The sequence below is a fragment of the Streptomyces sp. NPDC006655 genome (assembly GCF_040703965.1).
Lineage (GTDB): Bacteria > Actinomycetota > Actinomycetes > Streptomycetales > Streptomycetaceae > Streptomyces.
This window is the reverse complement of record NZ_JBEYJU010000014.1, coordinates 125813-135667: the sequence shown is the minus strand read 5'-3', so window position 1 is coordinate 135667 and position 9855 is coordinate 125813. Positions and strand designations below refer to the sequence as shown.

The window sequence follows — 9855 nt, the reverse complement described above, 5'->3', positions numbered from 1 at the left end:
CTACTCCCTACTCAATCTGGCCGCCCATATACGGTCCGGTGTCGCAGAGTTCACCACTGCGAGCAACCACCCACAACCCGCACCAACGACTCAGCCGGTCGCATCCACCAATGCGAGGTCGTGCAGGCGTTCCGGTGGGCCCGGGCGGGCGTAGTACCAGCCCTGGGCGGTGTCGCAGCCGAGTATGCGGAGTTGTTCGGCCTGGGCGCCCGTCTCCACGCCCTCCACCGTGACCGCGAGGTCCAGGCTGTGGGCCAGGGTGACGATGCCCTCCACGATCTTGAGGTCGACCGGGTCCGCGGGGAACTGCTGCATGCTCTGGGTGAAGGACCGGTCCAGTTTGAGGATGCTCACGGGGAGACGACGGAGGTTGGCGAGGTTCGAGTACCCGGTGCCGAAGTCGTCCAGGGCGATGTCGACGCCCATCTCGGCGAGCCGCCGCAGGGGTTTGAGGAGGTCGTCGTCGGCGCCGATGAGGGCCGACTCGGTGACCTCCAGGCAGAGGGCGTCGGGGGCCACTCCGGTCCGCTCCAGGATGTCCACCGTGTCCTGGACCAGGCCGGGATGGGTGAGCTGGCACGGGGAGAGGTTGACGTTGATCCGCAGCGGGCCCGCGGCGGTGTCCTCACCGTAGCGTTCTCGCCACTCGCGGGCCTGGCGGATCGACTCCTCCAGTACCCAGCGGCCCAACGGGACGATGAGACCGGTGTGTTCGGCGAGCGGGATGAAGCGGTCCGGGCCGAGCACGCCGTGCTGCGGGTGCAGCCAGCGGACCAGGGCCTCGGCACCGCGGACACTGCCGTCGCCGAGGTGGACCAGCGGCTGGTACTCGATGAAGAACTCGCCCCGGTCCAGGGCGGCCGGCAGCGCCGTGGTCAGACCGTGCCGGGTGATCGCGCGGGCGTCCGCCTCCGGGTCGGCCAGCTCGAAGCGGTTGCCGCCCGCCGACTTGGCCCGGTACATGGTGATGTCGGCGCTGCGCAGCACCTCGGCCGGGGTGCGCTCGCCGGCCGGGCCCTCGACGACGCCGACGGAGCCGCGGACCAGCAGTTCGCGGCCGTCGATGCTGATCGGGGTGACCAGGGCGTTCATGATGCGGTCGGCCAGGTCGTCGACCTCGCGCTGGGTGGCCGGGCCGGTGGTCAGCGCGACGAACTCGTCACCGCCGAGCCGGGCGACCATCTCGCCGGGCGCGGTCGCGCAGGACTGCAGCCGGTCGGCGACCTCCACCAGCAGCCGGTCGCCGGCCGAGTGACCGAGGCTGTCGTTGATCGTCTTGAAGCCGTCCAGATCGAGGTAGCACAGCCCGAAGCGCTGGCCCTCGCCCGCGGACAGGGCCTTCTCCAGGCGCTCGAAGAACAGCGTGCGGTTGGGCAGGCCGGTGAGCGCGTCGTGGGTGGCCTCGTAGCGCAGCCGGAGGTTGAGCAGCCGCCGCTCGGTCGTGTCCTCCATGAGGGCCAGCTGGTACTGCGGTTCGCCGTCGGCGTCCCTGAGGAGGGAGACGGTCAGGTTGGTCCACAGGACCGTTCCGTCGGAGCGGTTGAAGGCCTTCTCGACGTGGTAGTGCTCGCGTTCGCCGCGCACCAGCTCCTCGTAGAGCCGCCAGGTCTGGGGCGCGTCCTCCGGATGCACCCACTCCCTGACCTTGCGGCCGCGCAGGGTCTGCTCGGAGCCGCCGAACATGCGCAGCAGCGCGCCGTTGACCTGGAGGACGTTGCCTTCGAGGTCGGCGATGCCGATTCCTATCGCGGCCCCCTCGAAGACCGCGCGGAAGCGGGCCTCGCTCGCGTGCAGCGCCTGCGCGACCACGCCCTGGGCCCGCAACGCGGCCTGGGCGATGGCCTCCTGCTCGGCCAGTGTGCGCTCGCGCAGCGCCTGGGCGAACCCGGCGGCCATCGCGTGCTGGATCCGCGAGGAGCGCATCCTCAGCTCGTCCTGCGGGCCGTCCCCGCCGCAGTACAGCACCAGGTAGGCGTCGACGCAGTCGAGGCTGCGGGTGAGCGCCTCGGGGTCGGTGCAGTGCGCGTCGATCAGCGCGGCGCCCACCTGCCGGGCCTCGTCGGCGTCGAAGCCGTGCGCCAGCAGGACCTCGCTCAGGCGGCGGGCGAGCGGCAGCAGTTGGTCCTCGAACTCCGGCCGGGTCAGGGACGTGGAGGTCACCGGGAAGACCGTGCGGCTCCAGATCGTCGCGAACCGGCGCAGTCTGTCCTCCGGCCCGTCCGGCTCCGCGATCACGCCGCGATCCCCACGCCGGCGAATCCGGAGAAGGCATACGGATCCTCGTCCTCCGGCGCCGACTCCGGCCGCCACTGCGGCATCGGCACCAGTCCGGGTTCCACCATGTCGTACCCCTCGAAGAACCGCGCGATCTCGTCGCGCGAGCGCATGATCAGCGGGTTGCGAATGTCCTTGTATACGTCCACCGCACCCTCGGCCCGCTCTGCCGGCAAGGGGATTCCCTCGTACGAGGCATGCGTGAGAACAAGCAGGCTGCCGGGCGCGAGTGCGTCGCGCAGCTGTGCCACTGCCCCGTACGGGTCGTCCGCGTCTTCCACGAAGTGCAGTATGGCAACGAGAAGCAACGCCACTGGCCGATTCAGGTCGATGAGACGCTCCACCTGAGGACTTGACAGGATTTCCTGCGGCTTGCGGAGGTCGGCGGCGACCACGTCCGCGTTCTCGTTGCCTTCCAGCACGGCCTCGCTGTGGGCCACGGCCACCGGGTCGTGGTCGACGTACACCACGCGCGCGCCGGGGTGCGCGGACTGCGCGACCTCGTGGACGTTGCCGAAGGTGGGGATGCCGGACCCGATGTCCAGGAACTGCTCGACACCGGCGGCGACCGCGTGGCGGACGGCGCGGCGCATGAACGCACGGTTGGCCTGCATGATCTTCGGCAGTCCCGGCATGTGCGCCATCGCCTTGCGGGCCGCTTCCCGGTCGACCTCGAAATTGTGCGAACCGCCCAGGTAGTAGTCGTAGATACGCGAAACGCTGGGCACCGAGATGTCGATGCTCCGCGGGGCCCAGGCGGGACGCTCCATGTATCTCTCCAAGGCTTTGGCGATCCGGTGTTCGAGCAGAGGCTACTGATCGACTGCGAACAGGGCGAGCGGAAACGGAAATTGACCGTCCGTTCCCGGTCAGGAACGGGTAATTCCGCGTTCGGTTTCCGGGGTGTTCGGTATTGCCGGGAACGCGAAGGAGCCCGCCCCCTCCGTGCGGTGCGGAGGGGGCGGGCGGTCGTGCGCCGTCGTGTCGTCGTCCAGGGCGTCAGCCCCGGGGTGGTGGGCTCTACTTGGCCGGCGCGCCGACCAGCTTTCCTTCGGGCGAGACGGCGTACCAGGTGCCGCCGACGCCCTGTCCGTTGGTGTCCCCGGCCTTCGCGTCACCGGAGAAGGTGTAGATCGGCCAGCAGTTGACCGTCTGCTGCTTCTGGCCGTTGTCCGGCCGGGAGAAGCCCATCAGGCCCTTCTTCACGATGCCCTTGGTGTCACTGGAGGCGACCTCCGCGACGGCCGGCCACTTCACCAGGCAGGGGCCGGTGCAGTTGGAGACGACCTTGGGCCACGCCTTGTCCTTGATGAAGCGGTAGACCGTCATGCCGTTCTTGTCGACGATGATGTCGCCGAGCTTGGCGTCCTTGCGGACCGAGAGGCCGGGCAGGGAGGCCAGCGTGGCCTTCTTGCCGGTGGGGGCCAGCGCGAACCACTTGCCGCCCACGCCCTGGCCGTTGACGTCACCGGCGTTGACGTCCTTGGCGTAGCGGTACACCGGCCAGCCGCCGACGGTCAGCTGCTTGGTGCCGTCGGCGCGGGTGACCTCGCCCAGCAGCGCCTTGTCGATGCCCGCACCGGCCGTGGCGTCGTCGGCGGGCACCGGCGGCCAGGTGGTCGCGCAGTCCCCGGCGCAGTTCGACTTGGGGGGATTGGCGGTGTCCGCGTCGAAGCGGTAGAGGGTGAGGCCGCTGCCGTCGGTCAGCACGTTGCCCAGGTCGGGGTTGCTGGCGACGGTCAGTTTGCCGGCGGGCTGCACCGCGGCCGGGGAACTGGATGCCTGGTTGCCGTCGGCGCCGTAGCCGTTCCCGGCACCGGACGAGGCGGTGGGACTGGTGATGCTGCCGATGCCTGCCGGAGCCGTGGCTCCGACGTTCTGGGCCGCCGAGGACGGAGTGGTCGTGTTGTCCTGACCGCACGCCGTCGCGAACACCATCACCCCCGCGGCCGTGGCCACCAGAGAGGCGCTCCTCCACGAGGTCTTCATCGTCAACTCCCCATCATCGCCTGGATATCGCAGCGCCTCTGCGCCGCCGCACGACACCAGGTACGGACCCGGGGACCCGAAGTGTTCAACCGGCGCACAAATTTCTTTCGGAGCGCTGTGCCCTCGGGCCGCGTCCCGCACGGGCGTACGCTTCGAGCCATTCGCGGACCGGTGTGATTCAAACCGGTTTACGCCACATGTAGCCCGTTCGGATCAATCCTCCCGTACTACGGCGTGCGACGGCTCGCGAGACCTCATGATCTCCGTCGTGCATGCACCCGAAGCGATCCGACTCGCGCCCACCTCAAGGGTGTTGGCCCTGCTGACCTTGGTGTGGACCCTCGTGGGCTGCCCGGTCGGCACGGCCTCGGCCGACGCCTGCGCCTACGCCTCGACCGGTCCGGACGGCACTCAGGCGGTGGCCGTCGCCGGCGACTCCTGGCCCTCGCTCCCGCCGTGCCCGGCGCCCACACCGCCGCCCTGCCCCACACCGACTCCGCCCCCGCCTCCCCCGCCTCCCCCGCCGCCCGCCCCGACACCCAAGCCCACACCGAAACCCAGACCGACCCCCACCCCGAAACCGCCGCGCCCCGCCCCACCGGCCCCGCGCCCGGCCCCACCGCCGCCGCCCAGGCAGGCACCGGCGCCCAGGCCCACCCCGGCCCCCGTCCGGCCGCCGGCCCCCAGACCGGCGCCGACCCCCACGCCGACACCGAAACCGACCCCGCGGCCCTCACCGACCCCGGTGACCTACCCGCCGTACCACGTCCAGTCGACCGGCGCGAAGGCCCCGCACCGCACCTCTCCGGTCACCTACGTCCTGCTCATCGCCGTACCCGCGATCGTCGCCGTCGCCGCGTTCCGCGCGCGCTGACGGCCGGTCCACCGATACCTGGAGGTCTCGTTGCCGGATTGGCTGGTTCTCGCCCTCGCGATCCTCGCGGCCTGTGCCGTGGTGGTCGTCATCACCCTCGTCCGGGACAAGAGGGCTCCGGAGGACGAGGATCCCTCCGAGACGCCGGACGTCATCGAGTACATGACGATGTGGATCGGCGTCATCTACGCCATCGTCCTGGGTCTGGCCGTGGCCGGCGTGTGGGAGGCCCGCAGCGCCGCCCAGGACCACGTCCAGGCGGAGGCGCAGGCGCTGCACGAGATCCATGAGCGGGTACGGGTGTATCCGCCCGACGTCCGAGACCGGATCCGCGCGGACGTCGACGCCTACGCCGGGCAGGTCGTCGGCAAGGAGTGGAAGGAGATGTCCGACCACGGCCGTCTCACGCAGCGCGGCGCCGAGCTGCTCGCCACGATCCGTCAGGACGTCACCGACTACCAGCCGAAGACCGACTTCGAGGCGCAGGCCTACCAGCCGCTGGTGGACCAGGTGGCCGCCCTCGACCAGGCGCGCAGCGCCCGCGCGGACTCGACCGGGGCGACGATGCCGAACGTGGTGTGGGCCGGGCTGCTGGTCGGGGCGGTGATCACCGTCGGTATGGTCTTCGCGCTGCAGATCAGGCGCACCCGGCGCGAACTGGTCCTGGCCGGCCTGTTCTCCGCGACCATCGCCTTCATGCTGTTCCTGATCTGGGACTTCGACGAGCCGTACAGCCGTGGCATCACGGCGACCGTGCAGCCCTTCCTGAACTTCTTCCCACACGTCCAGCGATAGCGGGTGGGCCGTCCGGGTCCCTCGGACGGCCCACCCTTCTCCCCCGTTCGCACTACTGCGTTCGCGCGCGTGTACGGATGTTCCTAGCGTTCCGATCACCGGGGTGCATTTCCGGCACTGGCGGAACAGGTCCGCGTGCTGCCCCTCGGGGACCGGAGGAACCACCATGCGCGCGATACGCGTCGCTTCCGCCGCACTGCTGGGCGTCGGCGCCCTCGCCCTGTCCGCTCCGGCCATCCTCGCGAACGACGGTGGCGGCGAGGAGGGGAGGGACGGCGGCCGTGACTCCGCACCCTTCGGTTTCCGCGTCACGCCGTCCACGGTCGCGGCGGGCGGCCGGGTGAGCTTCCACCTGAACCGCGGCGACGGCTGCCGGGGCACCGCGACGGTCGCCTCCAGCCTCTTCGACACGATCCGGATACCGGCGGGGCAGGACTCGGGGACGGCCACCGTCGGCCGGGACGTCCGGTCGCAGGGCTCCTACCGGGTGACGTTCGACTGCGACGGGACCAGCGGATCGACCGAACTCGCCGTCTCCGAAGGCGGCTCCGAAGGCGGCTCGGACGGGCACGGTGACGGGCGGGCGGACGACCAGAGCGGCGGACGCTCCGACGGGACCACGGGCGGACGCTCCGACGGGAACACGGCCGGGCGGACCGATGGGGACACCGGCGGCCGTACCTACGGCGACAGCGACGTCGGTGGTACCGGCGCTCGCGACCAGGAGCTCAATCCGCAGCCCCTGCCCCCTTCGCGGGGGGTGCGGGCCGGTGAGGGCGGCAGCTTCGACGGGTTCGACCTGAAGGAGATCGGGCTCGGCACGGCTCTCGTGCTGGGCTCGGTCGGCACCGCGTACCGCCGCGCGCGGGTCCGCGCCGACGAGGACGGCGCCTGACCCGCCCCGGTGACCGGCTCCCGGCGACGGGCCGCGGCGAAGCGGGGCCCGCGACACCCCGGCCCCCTGAGGGACCGGGGGCACCGGCCCGCACCCGGGCCCGAGCGGTCAGAACCTCTTCTCGTGCCGACGGCGCAGCCAGAACCCGCAGCCGCCCAGCACGCCTGCGCCCACCAGGCCGCCGCCGATGGCCATGTCGGCCCGGGTCGCCCCGCTGGTGGTGCTGCCGCCGAGACCGCCGCGCACCCCGCCCAGCACCGCGAAGGCGGCCGGCCGGGTCAGGGTCCGGCCGTCGCAGCGGACGGTGAGGTCGTACGGGCCGGGCCGGGCGTCCCGGTCGACGGTGGCGACACCGCGCGCCATCTCCCCTCCGAACGGGTACAGCGAGGTCGTCCGGAAGGCCCGCGAGCTCATGACGCCGCCGCGGCAGCCGTTGACGGTGACGGTGAGGCGGGCCCCGCTCGCGATCGCCCTGGGCTGCGCGACGATGTTGCGTACGCCCTCGCCGCCCCGGCACCGGAAGTCGTTGTCCAGTCCGTCGTCGCCCGGGCCACCGAAGTCGTCGCCGAGTCCGTCGTTCCCACGGCCGCCCTCGACGCGGTCGCACCCCCGGCCGCCCAAGCCGTCCCCGCCCCGGCCGTTGAAGTTCTCCCGGCCGTTGAAGTTGTCCCTCCCGTTGAAGTTCTCCCGGCCGTTCTCCCGGCCGTTCTCCCGGCCGTTCTCCCGGCCGTTCTCCCGGCCGTTGAAGTTGTCCCTCCCGTTGAAGTTGTCCCGGCCGTTGAAACCGCCGACTCCGCCGACGACGACCCCCGGGACCGCGGGGATCGCCGGCACCGCGGCTCCCGGAGCGACGCCGACTCCGGGAGCGACGCCGACCCCCGGGTTGACGCCGGCTCCGCCGACCACCGGGGCCTGGGTGTTGGCCGGGCCACCGCCGTTGCCCATACCGTCGGCGACGGCCACGGGGGCGGCGACCCCGAGAAGGGCGACCACGGTGCACGCGGCCGCCAGCGCACGTGAGTTTCGCATCTCTTCCTCCGCGGAAGGCGCCCCGGGAACCGTCCCCGGTCGATCGGCGAGAAAGCACCTCCCGATCAGACCCTCAGACGCCGGGAACACGCCCGCATGTCGAGAATGGTCCGTACCGGTGAGGAGACACGCCGACGGAACAGCACACAATCGGATATTGCCGCAGGTCACGGACCGTCAGAAAAAACCTGGGAACGGCAACTCGGATGGCGCACCGCGATCGCCGCGGGCCACCCGTTCGCCCGTCGCCCCGTCGCCGCCCGCGCGCGCGGGACTTAGCGTTTTCCCATGCGCGATACGGACGTGGCGACGGCCGCGTCGGAAGGGGATGGCGAATGTCAGCGTCCGAACTCTCCGAGGTGGCAGAAGAGGAGGAGCGGCGGCGGAAGCGTGCCCCGTGGGGCGTGATAGCGCTGGTTCTGCTGACCGGACTGGCGCTCATCCGGAACGGTTCGGGAGAGTTCGACGCCGGTCCGCCGCAGCCGGCCTCGGCCGCCGCCCCGGACAGCCGTACCACGATCCCGGGCACCTTCGCCACAGCGCCCTCGCCCCTGCCGTTCTCGGCGGCGAACCGGATCAGGATCCCCGCGATCCGGGTGGACGCGCCCGTGATGGCGGTGGGTCTGGACACGGACGGCTGGGTCGCGGCCCCGCCGCCGGACGACCCGAACCTGGCCGGCTGGTTCACCGGGGGTGTCTCGCCCGGCGAGAAGGGCACGTCCGTGATCGTCGGCCATGTCGACAACACCAAGGGCCCGGCGGTCTTCTACGGTCTGGGCTCCCTGAAGAAGGGGAACCGGGTGGAGGTCGGCCGGGTCGACGGCAGCACCGCGGTGTTCGAGATCTACGGCATCGAGGTGTTCGCGAAGGCCAGTTTCCCCGGCGACCGGGTCTACGGGTCCAAGGGCACCCCGGAGTTGCGGGTGATCACCTGCGGCGGCGGATTCTCCAAGCAGAACGGCTACGACGGGAACGTGGTGGTCTTCGCCCGCCTGGTCGAGGTCCGCTGAGGACACGCGACCGGGCGGGCGGCGGCCCGCTCAGGTGCGCCGGCGCGGCACGGTCAGGTGGTAGCCCTCGTCCAGCAGGTAGGGCAGGTACTCACGCAGTGCGCTGACGCTCTGCGAGCGGTCGCCCCCGGCGTCGTGGGAGAGGACGACGACACCGGGGGCGGCCCCGCTCTCGATGATGTCGACGATGGTGCGGGTGCCCGGGGTCGTCCAGTCGGTGCTGTCGACCGTCCAGGCCATCGGCTCCATCCCCATCTTCGCGCCGAGCTGGAAGGCCGCCTTGTTCCAGGCGCCGTAGGGCGCGCGGAACCACTGCGGGCGTTCGCCGTAGGTGTCCTGGATGGCGTCGCTGGTGCTCTCCATCTCGGCGCGGATCTCGGCGCGGTCCAGGGTGGTGAGCAGCGGATGGGTCCAGGTGTGGTTGCCCACGACATGGCCCTCCTCGGCCATCCGTGCCACCAGTTCCCGGTTCTCCACGACGCACTCGCCGCACAGGAAGAACATCGCCCGCACGTCGTACTTGGCGAGGGTGTCCAGGATGTGCGGGGTGTAGTTCGGGTTGGGGCCGTCGTCGAAGGTCAGCATCATCTGCCGGCCCTGTTCGGAGATCTTCAGGATGGGTTCCTTGCGCACCTTGAGCTTGCGCGGTTTGGTGCGCGGCGGGCCGTAGCCGGTGAGCGGCTGGAGCCGGAAGGCCGACGGCCTGAGCGCCTCGCGGGCCTCGGGCCCGGCGGCCGGGGCGGCGGCCTCGTGGGCCGCCCCCTCGCCGCCGCCCGCCACGACGATCCCGGCGGTGCCCGCGGCTCCCACGGCGGCGGCGCCGGCGAGCAGCAGCCGGCGCCGGGTGAACAACTGATCCTTCTGCATGATCCATCAGTCGCCCGGCAGGGCGGCGGCCCACCACTTCGACACCGGTGCGGCGGGGTGAAAACACCCGCACGGACCAGCGGACGGAGGTTTCGGAAAGAAACGGTCAAGCAGGGCGCGGG

At 71.4% G+C, this 9855-nt stretch carries 8 protein-coding genes and 1 pseudogene; 4 read left to right on the top strand and 5 right to left on the bottom strand.

Annotated features, from left to right (window positions below):
- Positions 1-90: 90 nt before the first annotated feature.
- The 3 genes from AB0958_RS11500 to AB0958_RS11490 form a co-directional block, all read right to left on the bottom strand.
- Positions 91-2235, bottom strand: a complete 2145-nt coding sequence (locus AB0958_RS11500; RefSeq protein ID WP_366890152.1) for an EAL domain-containing protein — start codon at positions 2233-2235, stop codon at positions 91-93.
- Positions 2232-3044, bottom strand: coding sequence for an SAM-dependent methyltransferase (locus tag AB0958_RS11495; RefSeq protein WP_366890150.1), 813 nt, complete (start codon positions 3042-3044; stop codon positions 2232-2234). Before AB0958_RS11495 ends, AB0958_RS11500 begins: the two co-directional genes overlap by 4 nt.
- A gap of 250 nt (positions 3045-3294) precedes the next feature.
- Positions 3295-4263 (bottom strand): SCO0930 family lipoprotein, encoded by a 969-nt coding sequence (locus AB0958_RS11490; RefSeq protein WP_366890149.1) that lies wholly within the window; start codon positions 4261-4263, stop codon positions 3295-3297.
- Between the two features lie 745 nt (positions 4264-5008).
- Here AB0958_RS11490 and AB0958_RS11485 point away from each other — a divergent pair.
- The 3 genes from AB0958_RS11485 (at position 5009) to AB0958_RS11475 (ending at position 6827) form a co-directional block, all read left to right on the top strand.
- A complete protein-coding gene (locus AB0958_RS11485; RefSeq protein WP_358983017.1) occupies positions 5009-5137 on the top strand; it encodes a hypothetical protein in 129 nt (42 codons plus the stop codon).
- Positions 5138-5167: 30 nt separating this feature from the next.
- Entirely contained in the window at positions 5168-5932 is a 765-nt protein-coding gene (locus tag AB0958_RS11480) for a DUF4239 domain-containing protein (RefSeq protein ID WP_366890147.1), read from the top strand.
- A gap of 166 nt (positions 5933-6098) precedes the next feature.
- The gene (locus AB0958_RS11475; protein ID WP_366890146.1) at positions 6099-6827 is read left to right on the top strand and encodes a hypothetical protein; all 729 of its coding nucleotides are present in this window, start codon (positions 6099-6101) and stop codon (positions 6825-6827) included.
- Positions 6828-6935: 108 nt separating this feature from the next.
- On the opposite strand, the pseudogene AB0958_RS11470 reads toward AB0958_RS11475, so the two are convergent.
- Positions 6936-7381, bottom strand: a pseudogene (locus AB0958_RS11470) (hypothetical protein).
- An 810-nt stretch (positions 7382-8191) separates the two neighbouring features.
- Between AB0958_RS11470 and AB0958_RS11465 the strand changes: the two are divergent.
- Entirely contained in the window at positions 8192-8866 is a 675-nt protein-coding gene (locus tag AB0958_RS11465) for a class F sortase (RefSeq protein ID WP_366890144.1), read from the top strand.
- A gap of 30 nt (positions 8867-8896) precedes the next feature.
- On the opposite strand, the gene AB0958_RS11460 is transcribed toward AB0958_RS11465, so the two are convergent.
- Entirely contained in the window at positions 8897-9733 is an 837-nt protein-coding gene (locus AB0958_RS11460) for a polysaccharide deacetylase family protein (protein WP_366890143.1), read from the bottom strand.
- Between the last annotated feature and the right edge of the window lie 122 nt (positions 9734-9855).

Excerpts from the sequence above, each read along its gene's own strand:
- AB0958_RS11495 (WP_366890150.1), bottom strand. The coding sequence starts at position 3,044 with ATGGAGCGTCCCGCCTGGGCCCCGCGGAGCATCGACATCTCGGTGCCC.
- AB0958_RS11460 (WP_366890143.1), bottom strand. The coding sequence starts at position 9,733 with ATGCAGAAGGATCAGTTGTTCACCCGGCGCCGGCTGCTGCTCGCCGGC.
- AB0958_RS11465 (WP_366890144.1), top strand. The coding sequence starts at position 8,192 with ATGTCAGCGTCCGAACTCTCCGAGGTGGCAGAAGAGGAGGAGCGGCGG.
- AB0958_RS11475 (WP_366890146.1), top strand. The coding sequence starts at position 6,099 with ATGCGCGCGATACGCGTCGCTTCCGCCGCACTGCTGGGCGTCGGCGCC.
- AB0958_RS11490 (WP_366890149.1), bottom strand. The coding sequence starts at position 4,263 with ATGAAGACCTCGTGGAGGAGCGCCTCTCTGGTGGCCACGGCCGCGGGG.